Raw genomic sequence first — 17,172 nt, 5'->3', positions numbered from 1 at the left:
GCAAAATGGCCCCCATTCTGCTCATTGCAGAGTGGGGGCTGTTTGCTGTAAAGCGCAGCTGCCGTAACAGATGCTAGCGGGAGCGTAGGCGCCGGCCTAACTCCTGCGCCAATGCCACCGCCTGCTCCCGTAGCTCCGGCACCGCCGTCGATTCAAAGTAAGCCGGCCGCCGACTAGGGCCTGTGGTGAACAGTACTTCCGAGGCCTGCCCATTCGCACTGAACAGAGCACCATGTTCATCCGTTTGGATACCCAGGCCCAGCGGATCGGGTAGCAGGTGGCCATGTTCCCGCAGGGTTGCCACTACTGGCTCCTGAATGCGGCGGTAGTCGAGTAGGGGGCCGGTACAGGTGATGACGTGCTGGGCCGAAAGTACGCTTGGTGGCTGCTGCCCTTTCTGCACGGTTACCTGCAGTCCCTGCCTGACGGGCACAATGTTTTTTACCCGTCCAACAACTGAGCGTACCTGCCCGGTCTGATGCATCTCATCTACCACCAAAGCGTTCTGTGGGGGACTCCGGTGTCTGAGCACTGACCAGATACCCGCTAAATGGCGCAGAAAACGGGCTTGCTCTGGCGGTGCCCAGCTAGCCCAAATTTTCCCCAAGTAAGGCCGTAATGAATCCAGTACTGTGCGCCAGTCAATGCCTTGGCTTTGTGCTGCCTGTACGTGGCGGCGCACTACGCGCAGCACCTCCAGTACGGTGCTGCAGTCGGCCAGGTCGGTAGCATAAAAATCCGGATAGGGTAGGGGCTGGAACTGGTGCGCCGCCGGCCAGCGCCCGTGCCTCGATATGGCGGTTATGGCCCCCTGATGACCATCGGCGCGCAAACCCAGCAGCACATCCACGGCCGTTAAGCCAGTCCCAATCAGCACTATTGAATCGGTGGGGCCAATAGTACGCAAGGCACCCTGAGCCCAGGGGTTGCCGTGGTAGTTTGGGTGCTGCAGATAGTCGAGGCTGCGGGTAATGGGTACGGGCGGCGGAAAGTTGCCCAGGGCCAATACCACATACGAGCTGAACAACTCCAGCCCATTGTGAAGCCGCACGGTAGCTCCTTGCCCATCGGCAGCCACCTCTACGGCCTGAGCCGTTTGGTTGTGCCAGGTAAAGCGAAATCCGTTAAGAGAAGGCCACTCCAGCACCTGACTTACCAACTGCTGCATGTAGCGGCCGTAGCTCTGGCGGGAGCAAAACCCCTGTTGGCAGGCTTCAGGACTAGTTAGCTGCAGCCAATTTTGGAAGTGGTTGGGTTGATCAGGGAAGGCGCTCAGGAACTGACTACGCACGTTCAGCAGGTACTCAGGGCGGCGGGCAGTGTAGGCTAGTCCCGGGCCCGGCACGGGCCGCGGCTCCACTAAATGCACGTCGCAATGATACGGCAGGTCGCCGGAAAGCCGGGCCAACTGTACGGCCAGCATAGAGCCTGAAAACCCGCCGCCAATAATCGTTATGATTTTGCGTTGCACCAACCGTCGAAATAAAGGAACCTGCGAGTAAATTACTCTGGAAAAAATGATATAAAAATTAATTTTTGCTATATAATCGAAAATTAATACCTGAGGTTGTTACTCATTAATTGTTGTAGTTATTCAGTAACTAACTGATGGTCAGCAAACAGACAAGGCCCGATGGTTGTGCAACCATCGGGCCTTGTCAGCGACGTAATCCGAAATAAATCCTGCTGTTTGCGGAGTCTCTGGGCCGCTCTAATAGTAGTTGCCCGGCACCAAGTAGTTACGCACGTAATCCATCACGCCATCCTCCAGCTTGGTAAACGGCCGGTTGTAGCCAATGGCGCGCAGCTTGCTCATATCGGCCTCGGTGAAGTATTGGTAGGTGTCGCGGATGTCCTCCGGCGTGTCGCGGAAGCGGATATCAGCTGTTTGACCGAGGGCGGCGAAAGTGCTCAGCGTGAGGTCCAGGAAGGAGCGGGCCTCGCCGGTCCCCAGGTTATAAATGCCGGAGTGCTGGCGCGTCTGCATCAGAAACAGGCATACCTCCACCACATCCTTCACGTACACGAAGTCGCGCTGCTGCTCCCCGTCGGCGTATTGGGGGTTATGGGAGCGGAACAGGGTCATGGAGCCGGTTTCCTGCACTTGCCGGAAAGCGTGCAGGATTACGGAAGCCATGCGGCCCTTATGGTACTCATTGGGGCCGTACACATTGAAAAACTTCAGGCCTGCCCAGAAAAATGGCTTTTCGGGTTGCTGAATAGCCCAATTGTCGAAGTCGTTCTTGGAGTCGCCGTAGGGGTTCAGGGGCTTGAGCAGCGGCAGCAGGGCATCATCATCGGAGTAGCCCAACGAACCAGAGCCGTAAGTGGCGGCCGAGGAGGCGTACACCAGCGGCAGCTGATAGCGGCAGCAGGCCTGCCACATTTTCTGCGAGTACTCCAGGTTCAGCACGTTCAGCACGTCCCGGTTCTGCTCAGTAGTATCGGTGCGGGCTCCCAGGTGAAAGATGAATTCTACCTGCTCATGGTGCTGCTCCAGCCACTCGAAAAACTCCTCCCGGTCCACGTATTCGCGCAGGTGCTTGCCCTTCAGGTTGGCTAGCTTGCGCTCAGCGGTGAAATTATCCACCACCACGATATCGTCGAAGTTGGCGGCATTAAGGCGGGTGACAAGACAGCTGGCAATAAAGCCGGCGGCTCCGGTTACGACAATCATAGGACAGAAATTTAGGCCAAAAGTAAGCCGGTTTACGCGGATTGGCCGAGTAAGCCAAATTTCTTTCCGCCGCCAGCATCGGTACGCAGCATAACTGTAACCAGAAGCCCCAGGTTATGTAAAAGGCAGCGGCTGCTTACAAACGGCGGTTACCTTTGCGCCCATGTTCTGCCTTCCTTCTTTGGCTTTCCGGCGCCGCACCCTGGGGGTGTTGCCGTTGCTGGTGGCTTTGGCGGCCTGTCAGCCCGATACGCCCGCTACTACTGCCAACGCTCCGGTCAGCACTACTCACCAAGTGCGCGACGACCTGGGCCGCCCGCTTACGCTGCCCACGCACCCGCGCCGGGTAATGGCCCTGGCCGCCTCCATGACGGAAATGCTGTACGCCGTGGCCGATACGGCTACTATCGTAGCCCGCACCCAAGTGTGCGACTACCCGGCGGCGGCCCTGCGCAAGCCCATTGTCAACAGCTACCCGCTGGATTTTGAGCGGTTGGTAGCCCTGAAGCCCGACGTGGTATTTACCACGGAAGGCATTACTTCTCTGGCGGATGCCCAACGGCTGCAGGAGTTGGGTATTCCGGTTTACTATCAGCGTTACCAGAAGGTAGAAGATATTTTGGGAGGGCTAACCGACTTGGGTAGGCTCCTGCAACGGGAGCAGCCCGCCCGCCGCGTGGCCGATTCGTTGCGGCGGGAGCTTGCGTCCTTAGCCGCTCCGGCCGCCCCAGGCGCCCGGCCCCGCGTGCTGGCTATTACTTGGACGGACCCAGTGTATGTGTACGGCCAGAATACGCTGTTCACGGATAAAATCAGGCTGGCGGGCGGACAGAATGCGGTGGTAGAGAAATTCACGCAGCCTTATCCGGCCCTTACCCGGGAGTACATCCTGAAGCTCAACCCCGACATAATTTTGGGTGGCAGCTTCGGCAAAATGGACAGCACCTTTTTCAAGCTGTATCCCGAGCTCAAGCGCACCCGCGCCTACCAAAGCCACCGCATCTACAGCCCCACCGACGACCTGATGTCACGCCCTAGTCCGCGCGTAGTGGCCTCGGTGCGGGAGTTGAAGCAGCTGCTAGTCGGTAACTAATTCCTTCCCTCCGCTAGCCATGCCCCGTTCCGCCTTCCCCTGGATTCTGGCCTGCCTGTTGCTCCTGCTGGGGCTGCTGGTGCTAGGGCTGCGCGTGGGAAGCTACGAAACGGATTTTGCTCTGTTGGCTCGCACCCTGCTGCACTACAACCCCCAAGACCCGACGCACTTGGTGCTGGTGGAACTACGGCTGCCTCGGTTGCTGCTAGCCTTACTGGCGGGTGCGGCCCTAGCGGTGAGCGGCTACCTCATGCAACTCATGGTAAACAACCCGCTGGCTGACCCTTATCTGCTGGGTACGGCATCGGGCGGGGCATTAGGGGCCAGTATCACCTTTGCTTTCATGCCGGTGCTCGTGGTGGGCGGGGTGTATTTGCCGCCGCTGGCTGCCCTTGGTGGTGCGTTGGGCGTTACGCTGCTGGTGGTGGTCGTTGGCAGCCGTCGGGGCCGTATTATGCCGGCCCAGCTGCTGCTGGCTGGGGTGGCACTCAGCTCCCTTACTACGGCCCTCGGCGGCTTGCTTACGTTTCTGGCCGCCACCGAGGAGAAACTACGCACTATCACCTTCTGGGCGCTGGGCGGCTTCGAACGGGCCAGTTGGGCCATCCTGCCGTATCCGGCCGTCACGCTACTTCTGGGCCTGAGCGCTTTGTGGCTGTTGCAGAAAAATCTTAACCTGCTGCTGCTGGGTGAGGAGCGGGCCGCTGCCTTGGGGTTGCCAGTAGCGCGCACACGCTGGCTGCTGCTGCTTATTGCTTCTGGCCTTACGGGGTGTGCGGTGGCATTGTGCGGCCCTATTGGGTTTGTAGGCTTGGTTATTCCGCACATTACGCGTTGGCTGCTGGGCACCGTGCGCCGTGGCAACCTGCTGTTCTGCGCCTTGCTGGGCGGCACGTTCATGGTGTTCTGCGACTTACTAGCCCGGCTGCTGTATCCGCCGGCCGGTTTGCCGGTAGGGCTGGTTACCGCCCTATTCGGCGTACCGTTCTTCGTATATTTGCTGCGAAAACAGGGGACTTAGGGACTTAGGGACTCGGGAACTTGGTTATTGCCCAATGGCTTAGGCCACTCAACCGGGGCTTGACCACGCGCTACCAACCAAGTCCCTAAGTCCCCAAGTCCCTAAGTCCCTTACCAAATGGTTTACATCAGCCGACAGGAACACTTCAACGCGGCCCACAAACTCCATAATCCCAACTGGAGCGAGGAGCGCAACCGGGAAGTCTTCGGCCCCTGCGCCAATGCCAACTGGCACGGCCACAACTACGACCTTATCGTCACCGTGAAAGGCCGCCCCGACCCCGAAACTGGCTTTGTCATCGACCTCAAGCAGCTCAGCACGGTTATCCGCACGTACATTGTGGATGAGGTAGACCACAAGAATCTGAATATCGACGTGCCCTTCATGCAGGGCCAGCTCGCCAGCACCGAAAACCTGGTTATTGCCTTCTGGCGCATTCTGCAGCCCGAAATTGAGCGTATTTCGTCTGCCAAACTGCACAGCATCAAGCTCTACGAAACGCCCCGCAACTTTGTGGAATATTACGGTGAAGAGTAGCCAAAATATGTTGAAGAATGAGTTATAAATCGTGAATCAGAGCCCTTGTGCACTCAGCCGATTCATCATGCCTAACTCATAATTACTAAGGAAATGAAGTACTACCTGATAGCGGGCGAGCGGTCCGGGGATTTTCACGCCGCCAACCTCATGCGCGGCCTGCGCGAGCAAGACCCTGAGGCCGAGTTCCGTTGCTGGGGCGGGGATATGATGCAGGCCGCCGGTGGCACGCTCGTACACCATTACCAGGAAATGGCCATTATGGGCTTCTGGGAAGCGGCTACCAGCATCCTTAAATTCCGGGGCTACCTCAAGGAGTGCCAGAAGGATCTGCTCGCCTACCAGCCCGATGTCGTGATTCTGGTAGATTATGCCGGCTTCAACATGCGGGTGGCTAAGTTTGCTAAAGCGGCTGGCCTGAAAGTGTTCTACTACATTTCACCCAAAATTTGGGCTTGGAATCAGGGCCGCGTGCATCAGGTGAAGGCGTTGGTGGACAAGATGTTCGTTATCCTGCCTTTCGAGGAGGAATTCTACCAGCGCTTCGACTACAAGGTGGATTACATCGGCAACCCCACCGCCGATGCCGTAGCTGAATTCCAGAAAACCGAGGATTTCTACGAGCGCAATGACCTGGACCCCCTGCGGCCCATCATTGCGGTGCTGCCCGGGTCACGTAAGCAGGAAATCGAGGAAATGCTCTATGAGATGGTAGCCATCTTGCCCCCCTTCCTCGATTACCAGTTCATCGTGGCCGGCGTCGATAACCTCGACCGGAACTACTACGCCAACTTCGAGCGCAACAACGTCCGCATCCTCTTCGACCAGACCTACGACCTGCTGGCCCACGCCACCGCCGCCCTCGTCACCAGCGGCACCGCCACCCTCGAAGCCGCCCTGTTCGATGTGCCCCAGGTAGTGTGCTACCGCACCAGCGCCGTGTCGTACGCCATTGGCAAGGCCGTTATCAAAGTGCCCCACATCTCCCTGGTCAACCTCATTGCCGGCCGCGAGGTGGTAAAAGAGCTTATCCAGGGCGACTTCAACGCCCGCAACCTAGTCACCGAGCTCAAGAAAATCACCGTCGACGAGCAGTTCATTGCCCAACAGAAAGCCAGCTACGCCCAAATCCGCGAGAAGCTAGGCCAGCAGCGCGCAGCCAATAAAGCGGCCAAGCTGATGGTGGGGTATTTGAGAGGGTAGAGGTATATGTAGGAAATGGATTATAAACTAAGGTCACTAAAAAGGGCAGTTAAGATTGATAAAAGGAAAGTGCAGATTGCTGTTAGTAGATAAGCTAACCACGTTGCTAAGGCTGGCTTATTTGTGAATTTTCCCCATTTTAAAATATTACGACTACCTATAAAAAATAACCCTATTTGAATAATTCCAACAAGATGCCAGTTGTTAGGAGCAAAACTTAAAAGTAAGGATGTCAAAACCGGAATCCATATTAATAGTTGGTGAAGGAGATTATTATACATAATGTAAAGGAAGCTTTAAACACTGTGGACAGTCGCATAAAAAGAACGTCATTCCTAGGCAAACCTGGAATGACGTTCTTTTTATGCGACTGTCCACAGTGTTTATCGAAAATTTCTGCGCGCTACCTGTGAGTATAGTGGTAGCGGCACTGAATAACGTGGACCAAATCCTGCTCAAAACGGTACACCAGCCGGTGTTCCCCGCTAATGCGCCGCGACCAGTAACCGGCGTAATCGTGTTTGAGCGCTTCAGGCTTACCAGTGCCGCTGGTTGGTGTCCGTAGACACTCCTTCAGCAGCGCCCGGATTTTGCGAGCCATAGCTTTATCGGTGTCAAGCCAATACTGAAAATCCTCCCAGGCATCGGCATCCCAACTCAGCGTCATATGGAAGTGGGCAACTCGTGTACTTCACGCTGGTTGTTCTTGTCGCGGGCAATAGCGGCCTGTATGCGCGCCGCATTGGCCGGTGAAGCCATCAGATGCGCTGTTTCATCAAGCAAAGTTGCCTGCCGGGCTTTGCCGTGCAACGTAACGTAGGGCAAACTACGGAGCAATTCCAGTAGAAAAGCAGCGCGACTGTCAGGCACTTCAAATGTGATTTTCATATCCGGGAAGTAACTATTTGTCAAACACGGCTGATAGCAGGATTACGCCGCGCGCAACTGCTTCATAGCCGTCTGCTCAAATTTACTCCGGGCGTATTCCTCGTCAATTACCAGTTCGGTAGCACCTTCCTCCGAAGGCATATCAAACATAGCGTCGGTCATGATGCCTTCGCAGATGCTGCGTAGGCCCCGGGCTCCGAGGCGGTACTCGTCGGCGCGCTGCACGATGTACTCCAGTGCACCTTCCGAGAAGCTCAGCTGAATGCCTTCCATATCGAAAAGGCGCTGGTACTGCTTCACGATGGAGTTTTTGGGCTCCGTCAGGATTTTGCGCAGAGTGGCGTGGTCGAGTGGGTTGAGGTGGGTGAGCACCGGCAGGCGGCCAATCAGTTCGGGAATGAGGCCGAATTGCTTTAAATCCTGGGCCGTTACGTAGCGCAGGAAATTGTTGGTGTCTACCTTCTCGTCCAGCTGCGTCTTGGCGAAGCCGATGGGCTTGGTGTTGAGGCGGTTTTTGATAATCCGGTCAATGCCCACAAACGCGCCGCCGCAGATGAACAGGATGTTTTCGGTGTTCACCGTAATCATCTTTTGCTCGGGGTGCTTGCGGCCGCCGTGCGGGGGCACGTTTACGGTAGTGCCTTCCAGCAGCTTCAGCATGGCCTGCTGCACGCCTTCACCGCTCACGTCGCGCGTGATGCTGGGGTTGTCGCTCTTGCGGGCAATCTTATCGATTTCGTCGATGTACACGATGCCGCGCTCCGCCGCTTCCACGTTGTAGTCGGCGGCCTGCAACAGGCGCGTCAGGATGCTTTCCACATCCTCGCCTACGTAGCCGGCCTCCGTCAGCACGGTGGCATCGGCAATGCAGAAGGGCACCTGCAGAATGTTAGCCAGCATGCGCGTGAGGAAGGTTTTACCCGTGCCGGTTTCGCCCACCATGATGATGTTCGACTTCTCAATCACCACGTCGTCCTTCTGCGGTTTCTGCATCAGGCGTTTGTAGTGGTTGTACACGGCCACCGACATCACCTTCTTGGCTTCGTCCTGGCCCACCACGTACTGGTCGAGGTATTCCTTCATCTCGCGGGGCTTCACGAGGTTGAATTTCGGGGCCTTGGAGTTGGCCCGAATCTTATTCTCCTCATTCAGAATTTGCTGAGCCTGGCCCACACACCGTTCGCAGATGTGGGCGTTGATGCCCGAAATCATCACCGAAACGTCTTTCTTGCTCTTGCCGCAGAAGGAGCACGTAATATCCGCCATTGCTAAAGTAACTCGCTGAAAAAGGGGAGGGGTAGGTAGCTTGCGCCGGCCTACCGCAAAGGTACGAAAAGGCCAACGCCCCGTATGAGCGAAAAAGTGCCCCCGCAGTTGCCTTCTAACTTAACAAAAAAGCCCGCCAAAGCGGGCTTTTTTGTTTGTCATTCCGAACGAAGTGAGGAATCTGGGTTGATGTTCTGAGCTTTGACCCAGATTCCTCACTGCATTCGGAATGACAGAAACAGGCAGCTTACGCTGACTTTTTCTCCAGTACCTCGTCAATCAGGCCGTACTCTTTGGCCTCGTCGGCGCGCATCCAGTAGTCACGCTCCGAGTTGTCGTAGATTTCCTGGTACGTTTTGCCGGTGTGCTTCGCCAGAATGTCATACAGCTCTTTCTTGAGCTTGAGAATCTCGCGGGCCGTAATTTCGATATCCGTCGACTGGCCCTGAGCACCACCCGAGGGCTGGTGAATCATCACGCGGGCGTGGGGCAGGGCCGAGCGTTTGCCACTGGCACCACCCGCTAGCAATACCGCACCCATCGAGGCGGCCAGGCCGGTGCAGATGGTGGCCACGTCGGGATTCACGTACTGCATGGTGTCGTAGATACCCAGGCCGGCATACACCGAGCCACCGGGTGAGTTGATGTAGAGCAGAATGTCTTTCTTGGCATCTACCGACTCCAGGAACAGCATCTGCGCCGTCAGGATGTTGGCAATGTAGTCGTCCACGGCCGTGCCCAGAAACACAATGCGGTCCATAATCAGGCGCGAAAACACGTCAATTTCGGCGAAGCGCGTGGGGCGTTCCTCAATTACCGAGCGGGTCATGCCGGTGGGCATAATCAGACCGTTGCGGGTCTGGCCCTCAACGTGCTGGATGTATTGGTCAACGCCCAGACCGCTCAGGCCCTGGCCTTTCACGGCAAATTTGCGGAACTCTTGTTTATTCAGCATGGGAAGAAAAAGGAGTTGGAATGTAGAGGTAAAAGTTAGGAACCTCAAGCCAGCCTATACGGGCAAACCGTGTGGCTGAGTTGAAATCCCTGGGGGCAGGCAACAAAAAAGCCCTCACGGCAAGTAAGGGCTTTTTTGTTGGTTCAAGAACCGAAAATGTCAGCAATTAGCCGGCATTCTGATTGCGGAAGTCCTCGGCCGTAATCGGGTTGTCATTAACAACAACTTTGCCGCGCAGGTTTTCCAGCACTTTCTCTGCCAGAATGGCCTCATACTCGTTCACGTAGTTTTTGCCGTTCTCCTGGCGCAGGTAGTTGTCAGCAAAGCCCCGTACCGACTCTTCCAACTCCGGGGTCAGCTCCATATTGAACTGGCCCAGAATTTTCTGGATGGTGCGGTCTACAATTTCTTCGTTCGATACCTGCAGCTCGTTGGTTTCTACCACTTTGTTGCGGATCAACGACCACTTCAGCTCCTTCTCGTAGTCCTCGTAGTGCTCCTCAATCTGCTCCGGCGTCAGCTTATCTTGGTTGGCGCGCTGCAGCCACTTCTTGAAGAACTCCTTGGGAACTTCAATCGTGGTGCTTTCCAGCATCTTGTCGATGATCTGGCGGTTTACTAGGTTGTCAGATTCCCGGTCGTAGTTCTCCTGCACAGTGGAGCGTACTTTCTCCTCGAAATCTTCTTTCGAGGTAATCTGATCTTTGCCGAACACCTTGTCGAACAGCTCCTGGTTGAACTCAGCCGGGGCAGAACGCTGGATTTTCTCTACGGTCAAGGTGTAATCACCTTCAATTTTCTCAGCTTCTTCTTTGCTCAGACCCGAGAAGTTGCGAATAGCCTGCAGGTCATCACCGAAAGCCTTTTTCAGGTCGAAGGTAATTTCGTCGCCAGCTTTCACACCTACAAACTTGTCAGCATCAGCCTTCAGCTTGTTGGTGGGCAGCAATACTACGCGGCCTTCACCTTCTTCGCCAGCCTTGTTTAGCTTGCCGTAAATGAAGTCATTCGCTTCCGAAGCCTCGGGCTCGGTGGTTTCACCGAACTGGCGGCCCAGCTGCTCGTAGGTTTCGCTCAGAGTGTTCTCGTCGAGGTCAACCTTGTGGCGGTCAACGCTAACGGCCTGGTCGCCGGGCAGGTCAAACTCGGGCAGCAGGCCCAGCTCAAACTGGAAGGTGTAGTCCTTCTGGTTGTCGAAGTCGATATCCGTGGGAACGGGCAGGGGCTCACCCAAAATTTTCAGGTTGTTCTCCTTGATGTAGCCATCCACCGACTGGCTCAGCAGCTGGTTGATTTCCTCTACCAGGATGCCTTTGCCGTACATCTTGCGCACCAACGTAACCGGCACCTTACCCGGGCGGAAACCCTTGATCTGCGCCTTTTTGCTGTATTCCTTCAGCTTGTTCTCCACGGTGGGAGCATAGTCAGCCTCCGTGAGTTTCACTGTCAGGATGGCATGGAGCTGGTCGTCTTTCTTGTCGAGGGTAATGTCCAAAACTAAGGGTCGGTTAAGGGTACTACGTTGGGGTAAACAGCGGGCCAAAACCCGGGTAAAAAGAAACCCCCAACGGGTGGGTTGAGGGTTTAAAGTTGGTTTTTACTACAAAAACCTAAAGTGCGGATGGAGGGACTCGAACCCACACGCCTTGCGGCACCAGATCCTAAGTCTGGCACGTCTACCAATTTCGCCACATCCGCGTCTCGGGGCCAACTGCCTCGGGGGCGCAAAACTACGGAAGCCTACCGGAAAAACAAATGCTTGGTAAAACTCTGTTACTTTATTCTACTTGGTCGCTGGCCCTAGCCGCTCCTAGATTCGCCCAGGTAAAGACGCATTCCACCGAAATACGCAGGTATTTCAGGCGCAGGTTGCTAAATCTGCACAAACCACCATACGCACTTGTTTGCCCGGAAATAAATAACCGACACTCAGTTCGGGCGTCAGTTTGCTTACCAGGGCTAGGCTTCCTGCGTAAGCCGTACCTTAGCCATTCGATATTCCGGTGCCGTTCGGCGCCGCCCGCGTACCATGTCCATCGTCATCGACCCCGAGGTAGAACGTCAGGAAATTCTGCGCCACTACCGCCGCCTGCTTCGTACCGCTAAGCCTTACCTAAAAGAAGGCGACGCTAAGCTCATTAAAAAGGCATTCAACACCTCCTTGGAAGCGCACAAAGAAATGCGCCGCAAATCGGGGGAGCCCTACATTTTGCACCCGCTGGCCGTAGCCCAGATTGTGGTGGAGGAAATAGGCCTCGGCACTACCAGCATTATTGCGGCCCTGCTGCATGATGTTGTGGAGGATACGCCCTGGGAGGTAGCCGATGTGGAGCGGGAGTTCGGCCCCAAGGTGGCGCGCATTGTGGATGGGCTCACCAAAATTTCGGGCGTTTTCGACTATGGCACTTCCGAGCAGGCCGAGAACTTCCGCAAGATGCTGCTTACGCTGTCGGATGATGTGCGCGTGATTATCATTAAGCTTGCCGACCGCCTGCACAACATGCGGACGCTGGACTCGATGCCGCGCCATAAGCAGCTCAAAATTGCCTCCGAAACCATTTACCTCTACGCTCCGCTGGCGCACCGTCTGGGCCTCTACAGCATCAAAACCGAGCTGGAGGATCTGTACCTGAAGTATACCGACACGGAAATCTATACCGAGCTGGTGAACCGGGTGCGCCAGAGCCGTGCTGCCCGCAACCGCTTTATAAAGGAGTTTGTGCAGCCCGTTGATGAGGAGCTAAAAGCTCAGGGCTTCCAATATGAGGTGAAAGGTAGACCCAAAAGCATCTACTCCATCCTGCGCAAAATGCGCAAGCAGAACATCACTTTCGACGAGGTATATGACCTGTTTGCCATCCGCATTATTTTGGATGTGCCACCGGAGCAGGAAAAAGCTGCTTGCTGGCAGGTATACAGTATTGTTACGGACTTCTATCAACCTAACCCCGACCGCCTGCGCGACTGGGTGAGCACGCCCAAGGCTAACGGCTACGAGAGCCTGCATACCACCGTTATGTCGCGCACGGGGCAGTGGGTAGAAGTGCAAATCCGCAGTCGCCGCATGGATGATATTGCCGAGAAAGGCTACGCGGCCCACTGGAAATACAAGGACGCGGCCACGGCTCAGTCAGAATCCACGCTGGAATCCTGGATAAACAAGGTGCGCGAAATGCTCGAATCCAATAACTCCAGCGCCCTGGAGTTCATGGATGAGTTTCGCCAGAACCTGTTCGTCAAGGAAGTGTACGCCTTTACGCCCAAAGGCAAGCTCATCATCCTGCCCGATAAGGCCACGGCCCTGGATTTTGCTTTCGAGATTCACTCTCAAATCGGCCTGCAGTGCCTCGGGGCCAAAGTCAACCAGAAGCTGCAGCCTCTCAGCTACCAGCTCCGCAACGGCGACCAAATTGAAATCCTGACTTCGCATAAGCAAAAGCCCACGGAGGAGTGGCTGCAGTACGTAACTACCTCCAAAGCCCGCTCCCGAATTAAGGACTGGCTGCGGGATGATAAGCGCAATAAATCCGAAGATGGCCGCTACCTGGTAGAAAAACGCCTGGAGTTACTGGGTGTGGAATACAGCCAGGACAACCTCAACCGCTTGCTGGCGCACTTCAACACCGGTAACGCTACCGATTTTTTCTACCGCGTTGCCGTTGGGCAGATCGACGGCCGGGAAATTCAAAAGGACCTGTTCGATTCCAAAGTGGAAGCGCCGCGCCTCCCCTACATGCTGGAGCCTAAAGCCTTCGACCACGAGGTGCAAAAGGTGCGCGGCATAAACGCCAATATGCTGGTAATTGGCAACCGGACCGACAAGTTTGATTACACCATTGCTCCCTGTTGCAACCCCATTCCCGGCGACGACGTGTTTGGCTTTGAAACCGACCAAGGCATCGTAATTCACCGCACTTCCTGCCCCAAGGCCGTGCAGATGATGTCCAATTACGGCAACCGCATTGTGCGGGCCAAGTGGACGGATCAGTCGGAGCTGGCATTTCTGGCGGGCATCCGCATCAAGGGTTCCGATAGGGTAGGGCTGGTAAATGATGTGACGCGCATTATCAGTAACAGCCTGAAGGTAAACATGCGCTCCATCACCATCGACTCCGATGACGGCATGTTCGAGGGCCAGATTATGGTATTCGTGAACGACACGGCCCATCTGGATAAAATGATTCAGCGCCTCTCCAAAGTAAATGGCGTGTTGCTAGTAGAGCGTTTCGACTCCTAATTGGCTCTAGAAAGTTCTCCCAAAAACGTGCAGTATATAATAGTATAAGAAGTTCCCCGCGGTAGGCTGGGCGCAGTCAAGAAGCTGCGTAACTTTGCTCTCCTCTGCTGGTTCTTACTTTTTATCAGTGAAACCTCACCAATGGCTGTTTCTGAGAAGCATCTCGACCACGAGAAATACGAGGAAGTAAAGAAGATCTTCACGGCCTACCTCGAAAATAAAGGCTTGCGCAAAACCTCCGAGCGGTACGCTATTCTGGAGGAAATCTATTCCCGTACCGGCCATTTTGATGTGGAGGAACTCTACGCCGGTATGAAGGAGCAGGGGCTGCAGGTCAGCCGCGCTACCGTGTATAACACCCTTGATCTGCTGGTGGAGCATGGCTTGGTCAGCAAGCACCAGTTTGGCCGCAACCTAGCCCAGTACGAGAAAAGCTACGGCTACCGCCAGCACGACCACGTCATCTGCACCGAATGCCATAAAGTAGTTGAGTTCTGCGACCCGCGCATCCACGGCATCCAAACCATGGTCGGGGAGTTACTCAACTTCCATATCTTGCACCACTCTTTAAATCTTTACGGTGTGTGCGGCGACTGTCGCGCTAAAGCCACCCGCTCCCAAGCTGAATGAAAACTGATTCCGCCGTCCAGGATGGCATCCTCTTCGTGCGCCTTTCCGGCGACTTAATCGGTAGCCCCGATACCCAGCAGCTCCTGCAAAGCGTCGATCAGCACCTCGGCGACGACCTGCGCCACTGCGCCGTCGATTTGTCGGGTATTCGCTACATCAACAGCACCGGCATCGGAGTACTGGTTTCCTTGCTGACCAAATTCCGCAGCCGTGGCGGCGAGCTGATGCTCATCAACCCCGCCGACCACCCGCGCAAAATGCTGGCGCTAACCAAGCTGAACGCTATTTTTTCCATTGCAGATGATGAACAATCAGCTGCTCAACAACTGAAAGCTGCAAACTAATGCCCGTTGACGTACTAGTAGGCCTACAGTGGGGTGATGAAGGCAAAGGCAAAATCGTGGATGTGTTGGCTCCCACTTACGACGTGGTGGCCCGCTTCCAAGGTGGCCCCAACGCCGGCCACACTCTCACCTTCGATGGCACCAAGCATGTGCTGCACCAAGTGCCTTCTGGCATTTTTCACCCCCACATCATTAATGTCGTCGGCAACGGCGTAGTGCTCGATCCGGTAGTATTCCGCCAGGAGTTGCAGAAACTCACCGACCGAGGCGTTGATTGGAGCCGTAACCTCTACCTCTCTCGCAAAGCCCAACTCATTCTGCCTTCGCACCGCGCCCTCGACCGCATCAGCGAAGAAGCCCGGGGTGGCAGCAAAATCGGTTCTACTTTAAAGGGCATTGGCCCCACGTACCAAGATAAGGTTGGCCGTACTGGCCTTCGGGTTGGCGATATTCTGTTGCCCGACTTTCAGGAGCGCTACCAGCAGACTGTTGCTCGTCACGCTTCCCTTGCTGAATTCCACGGCCGCGGCCTCGAAATTGAAGAATTCGAGGCCGATTTTTTTGCCGCCGTCGAGTTCCTGCGTACCCTGCAACTCACCGATACCGAGTATCTCCTCAATGATCTGCTTCGCCAAGGCAAGCAGGTGTTGGCTGAAGGCGCCCAAGGCTCCATGCTGGATATTGACTTCGGCACGTATCCATACGTAACGTCCTCCAGCACCATCGTAGCCGGAGCCTGCACCGGCCTTGGTATTGCCCCTCGCCATATAGATAAGGTATATGGCATCAGTAAAGCCTACTGCACCCGGGTAGGTAGCGGCCCGTTCCCAACCGAGTTACACGACGCAGTAGGGGAGCAGATTCGCCAGGCCGGCCGCGAGTTCGGCTCCACCACCGGCCGTCCTCGTCGCTGCGGCTGGATCGATCTGCCCGCCCTGCGTTATAGCATCATGCTGAATGGCGTCACCGAAATTCACCTCATGAAAGCCGATGTGCTGGATGAGTTCGACGAAATCCAGGTCTGCACGCATTACCAACTCCCCAACGGTGAGCAAACCGACCATTTGCCCGACCACGGCGACTTGGAAAAACTTACTCCTATATATAAGAGCCTACCCGGCTGGCGCACCGAGCTACAATCCATCACCGACCCGCAGGCATTACCCCAGCAACTAAAGGACTACATTCAGTTTCTGGAACAACATCTCGAAGTGCCAGTAAGCATTGTCAGTGTCGGCCCCGACCGGGTAAGCACACTTCATATGAACTAAGCAGCCCAACATAATTGTCTTCAAAAAGCCCATTTGCAGCTATGCAGATGGGCTCTTTAGTTAATTATTACCCCATTGCAGATAAAATGTATCTGCTCATAGAACTTTTTCAAAGCGGCAAGAGGTTGTCTCACAGCTAAGTGGATAGTACGACATTATTCCATGCTCAGATATTTTACTTGCTGCTCTTGGATATTCCAATCTAACCCACCACTTTTGCACTCCCAATCCGAAACGCGGAGCGGGCCGCTGCCAACCCCCGGGCCACCAGCGCGCAGCTTTTCCCAGTGCTCCGGCCTATTTGCAGCGCCGCTTTCTGCTGGAAAGCGTGCCCTGAAAAAAAGGTGGCGCCAGGAGTTGCGAAAGTCAACTGGAAAGAGCTACCTTTGCACCCCGCTTCAACCGGAGGCGCCTGGGCCGAGTCGAAACCGAAAAACTTTTTTTGGTCCGACTCTTGGAAAAAGCCCGAAACGCTTGCTACCTTTGCAGCCCGGTTCTAACAGAAGAAACGGGCCCAGCGAATCCGAAACGACGAAAAGCGTAAAAACTTTTTTCTTTCGAGTTCTTGGAAAAAGCAAAAAGGGAGTTACCTTTGCACCCCGCTTCAACGGAAGAGGGAAAACGCAAGCAGGATGAAAACGCCACGAAGTTCGCTTCGAAAAAAAAGTTTTCAAAAATTCTTGCAGATTGCTAAAACAGAGTTACCTTTGCAACCCGCTTCGATCGGAAGGGGATTGAAACCCGAATATCTTGCTGCTTACGAGCGGCACACGGTAGAGCCCACTGGGGCACTGCACACGTTCTTTGAATGATTGGAAAAGACAAAAACGGTAAGCGACTTCGCTTCTGAGTTTCTCGGAAAAGAAGTCGATGATTACAGGTTTTAAGCGAATCATGGGATGAGCCCACTAACACAGCTCGTCAACATATCGAGTCGGATCAGCACTTGACATCAGCCCTACTTCGGTAGGGTGAAGAATTTTCTTACAATGGAGAGTTTGATCCTGGCTCAGGATGAACGCTAGCGGCAGGCCTAATACATGCAAGTCG

General features: G+C 55.1%; 15 protein-coding genes, 1 tRNA gene and 1 rRNA gene. 9 read left to right on the top strand and 8 right to left on the bottom strand.

Annotated features, from left to right (window positions below; genetic code table 11):
- Positions 1 to 73: 73 nt before the first annotated feature.
- Complete coding sequence (locus ABIB60_RS08640) at positions 74 to 1,471, bottom strand: FAD/NAD(P)-binding protein (RefSeq protein WP_354579193.1); 1,398 nt, start codon at positions 1,469 to 1,471, stop codon at positions 74 to 76.
- Positions 1,472 to 1,711: 240 nt separating this feature from the next.
- Positions 1,712 to 2,677, bottom strand: a complete 966-nt coding sequence (gene rfaD / locus ABIB60_RS08635) for an ADP-glyceromanno-heptose 6-epimerase (protein WP_354579192.1) — start codon at positions 2,675 to 2,677, stop codon at positions 1,712 to 1,714.
- A 163-nt stretch (positions 2,678 to 2,840) separates the two neighbouring features.
- On the opposite strand from rfaD, the gene ABIB60_RS08630 reads away from it, so the two are divergent.
- The 4 genes from ABIB60_RS08630 (at position 2,841) to lpxB (ending at position 6,531) form a co-directional block, all read left to right on the top strand.
- Entirely contained in the window at positions 2,841 to 3,770 is a 930-nt protein-coding gene (locus ABIB60_RS08630) for an ABC transporter substrate-binding protein (RefSeq protein WP_354579190.1), read from the top strand.
- A 19-nt stretch (positions 3,771 to 3,789) separates the two neighbouring features.
- Positions 3,790 to 4,791, top strand: coding sequence for a FecCD family ABC transporter permease (locus ABIB60_RS08625; protein ID WP_354579189.1), 1,002 nt, complete (start codon positions 3,790 to 3,792; stop codon positions 4,789 to 4,791).
- A gap of 117 nt (positions 4,792 to 4,908) precedes the next feature.
- Positions 4,909 to 5,328 carry a 6-pyruvoyl trahydropterin synthase family protein gene (locus ABIB60_RS08620; protein ID WP_354579187.1) on the top strand — a complete coding sequence of 140 codons (420 nt, stop codon included), beginning with the start codon at positions 4,909 to 4,911 and terminating at the stop codon, positions 5,326 to 5,328.
- A 93-nt stretch (positions 5,329 to 5,421) separates the two neighbouring features.
- Entirely contained in the window at positions 5,422 to 6,531 is a 1,110-nt protein-coding gene (lpxB, locus tag ABIB60_RS08615) for a lipid-A-disaccharide synthase (RefSeq protein ID WP_354579185.1), read from the top strand.
- Between the two features lie 403 nt (positions 6,532 to 6,934).
- Here the strand turns inward: lpxB and ABIB60_RS08610 are convergent, their stop codons facing one another.
- The 6 genes from ABIB60_RS08610 to ABIB60_RS08585 all read right to left on the bottom strand — a co-directional run bounded on the left by ABIB60_RS08610 (position 6,935) and on the right by ABIB60_RS08585 (position 11,338).
- Positions 6,935 to 7,198 carry a Txe/YoeB family addiction module toxin gene (locus tag ABIB60_RS08610; RefSeq protein WP_354579183.1) on the bottom strand — a complete coding sequence of 88 codons (264 nt, stop codon included), beginning with the start codon at positions 7,196 to 7,198 and terminating at the stop codon, positions 6,935 to 6,937.
- Positions 7,195 to 7,419, bottom strand: coding sequence for a hypothetical protein (locus ABIB60_RS08605; protein WP_354579181.1), 225 nt, complete (start codon positions 7,417 to 7,419; stop codon positions 7,195 to 7,197). The genes ABIB60_RS08610 and ABIB60_RS08605 overlap by 4 nt, the downstream gene beginning before the upstream one ends.
- Before the next feature lie 42 nt (positions 7,420 to 7,461).
- Entirely contained in the window at positions 7,462 to 8,685 is a 1,224-nt protein-coding gene (gene clpX / locus ABIB60_RS08600; protein WP_354579180.1) for an ATP-dependent Clp protease ATP-binding subunit ClpX, read from the bottom strand.
- 247 nt (positions 8,686 to 8,932) lie between these two features.
- On the bottom strand, positions 8,933 to 9,640 hold the full coding sequence (locus ABIB60_RS08595; protein WP_354579179.1) for a ClpP family protease: 708 nt from the start codon (positions 9,638 to 9,640) through the stop codon (positions 8,933 to 8,935).
- 166 nt (positions 9,641 to 9,806) lie between these two features.
- Positions 9,807 to 11,135: a trigger factor gene (tig, locus tag ABIB60_RS08590; RefSeq protein ID WP_354579177.1), complete on the bottom strand. Its 1,329-nt coding sequence runs from the start codon at positions 11,133 to 11,135 to the stop codon at positions 9,807 to 9,809.
- A gap of 121 nt (positions 11,136 to 11,256) precedes the next feature.
- Positions 11,257 to 11,338 (bottom strand) — tRNA-Leu (locus tag ABIB60_RS08585).
- A 331-nt stretch (positions 11,339 to 11,669) separates the two neighbouring features.
- On the opposite strand from ABIB60_RS08585, the gene ABIB60_RS08580 reads away from it, so the two are divergent.
- The 5 genes from ABIB60_RS08580 to ABIB60_RS08560 all read left to right on the top strand — a co-directional run.
- On the top strand, positions 11,670 to 13,877 hold the full coding sequence (locus tag ABIB60_RS08580) for a RelA/SpoT family protein (RefSeq protein WP_354579175.1): 2,208 nt from the start codon (positions 11,670 to 11,672) through the stop codon (positions 13,875 to 13,877).
- 141 nt (positions 13,878 to 14,018) lie between these two features.
- Positions 14,019 to 14,507 carry a Fur family transcriptional regulator gene (locus ABIB60_RS08575; protein WP_315998667.1) on the top strand — a complete coding sequence of 163 codons (489 nt, stop codon included), beginning with the start codon at positions 14,019 to 14,021 and terminating at the stop codon, positions 14,505 to 14,507.
- Complete coding sequence (locus ABIB60_RS08570) at positions 14,504 to 14,851, top strand: STAS domain-containing protein (RefSeq protein WP_354579173.1); 348 nt, start codon at positions 14,504 to 14,506, stop codon at positions 14,849 to 14,851. Before ABIB60_RS08575 ends, ABIB60_RS08570 begins: the two co-directional genes overlap by 4 nt.
- Positions 14,851 to 16,122 carry an adenylosuccinate synthase gene (locus ABIB60_RS08565; RefSeq protein WP_354579171.1) on the top strand — a complete coding sequence of 424 codons (1,272 nt, stop codon included), beginning with the start codon at positions 14,851 to 14,853 and terminating at the stop codon, positions 16,120 to 16,122. Before ABIB60_RS08570 ends, ABIB60_RS08565 begins: the two co-directional genes overlap by 1 nt.
- A 986-nt stretch (positions 16,123 to 17,108) precedes the next feature.
- A 16S ribosomal RNA gene (locus ABIB60_RS08560) occupies positions 17,109 to 17,172 on the top strand; the annotation flags it as partial.

Origin of the sequence: Hymenobacter sp. UYP22 (assembly GCF_040547285.1) — a bacterium.
In the GTDB taxonomy this organism is placed as follows: Bacteria; Bacteroidota; Bacteroidia; order Cytophagales; family Hymenobacteraceae; genus Hymenobacter.
This window is presented reverse-complemented; position numbering and strand designations above follow the sequence as displayed.

What these genes read in the sequence shown, in the direction of transcription:
- ABIB60_RS08605 (WP_354579181.1), bottom strand. Translation starts at nt 7,419, where the DNA reads ATGAAAATCACATTTGAAGTGCCTGACAGTCGCGCTGCTTTTCTACTG.
- ABIB60_RS08620 (WP_354579187.1), top strand. Translation starts at nt 4,909, where the DNA reads ATGGTTTACATCAGCCGACAGGAACACTTCAACGCGGCCCACAAACTC.
- lpxB (WP_354579185.1), top strand. Translation starts at nt 5,422, where the DNA reads ATGAAGTACTACCTGATAGCGGGCGAGCGGTCCGGGGATTTTCACGCC.
- rfaD (WP_354579192.1), bottom strand. Translation starts at nt 2,677, where the DNA reads ATGATTGTCGTAACCGGAGCCGCCGGCTTTATTGCCAGCTGTCTTGTC.
- ABIB60_RS08630 (WP_354579190.1), top strand. Translation starts at nt 2,841, where the DNA reads ATGTTCTGCCTTCCTTCTTTGGCTTTCCGGCGCCGCACCCTGGGGGTG.
- ABIB60_RS08570 (WP_354579173.1), top strand. Translation starts at nt 14,504, where the DNA reads ATGAAAACTGATTCCGCCGTCCAGGATGGCATCCTCTTCGTGCGCCTT.
- ABIB60_RS08565 (WP_354579171.1), top strand. Translation starts at nt 14,851, where the DNA reads ATGCCCGTTGACGTACTAGTAGGCCTACAGTGGGGTGATGAAGGCAAA.
- ABIB60_RS08575 (WP_315998667.1), top strand. Translation starts at nt 14,019, where the DNA reads ATGGCTGTTTCTGAGAAGCATCTCGACCACGAGAAATACGAGGAAGTA.
- ABIB60_RS08625 (WP_354579189.1), top strand. Translation starts at nt 3,790, where the DNA reads ATGCCCCGTTCCGCCTTCCCCTGGATTCTGGCCTGCCTGTTGCTCCTG.
- ABIB60_RS08580 (WP_354579175.1), top strand. Translation starts at nt 11,670, where the DNA reads ATGTCCATCGTCATCGACCCCGAGGTAGAACGTCAGGAAATTCTGCGC.
- ABIB60_RS08610 (WP_354579183.1), bottom strand. Translation starts at nt 7,198, where the DNA reads ATGACGCTGAGTTGGGATGCCGATGCCTGGGAGGATTTTCAGTATTGG.
- clpX (WP_354579180.1), bottom strand. Translation starts at nt 8,685, where the DNA reads ATGGCGGATATTACGTGCTCCTTCTGCGGCAAGAGCAAGAAAGACGTT.
- ABIB60_RS08595 (WP_354579179.1), bottom strand. Translation starts at nt 9,640, where the DNA reads ATGCTGAATAAACAAGAGTTCCGCAAATTTGCCGTGAAAGGCCAGGGC.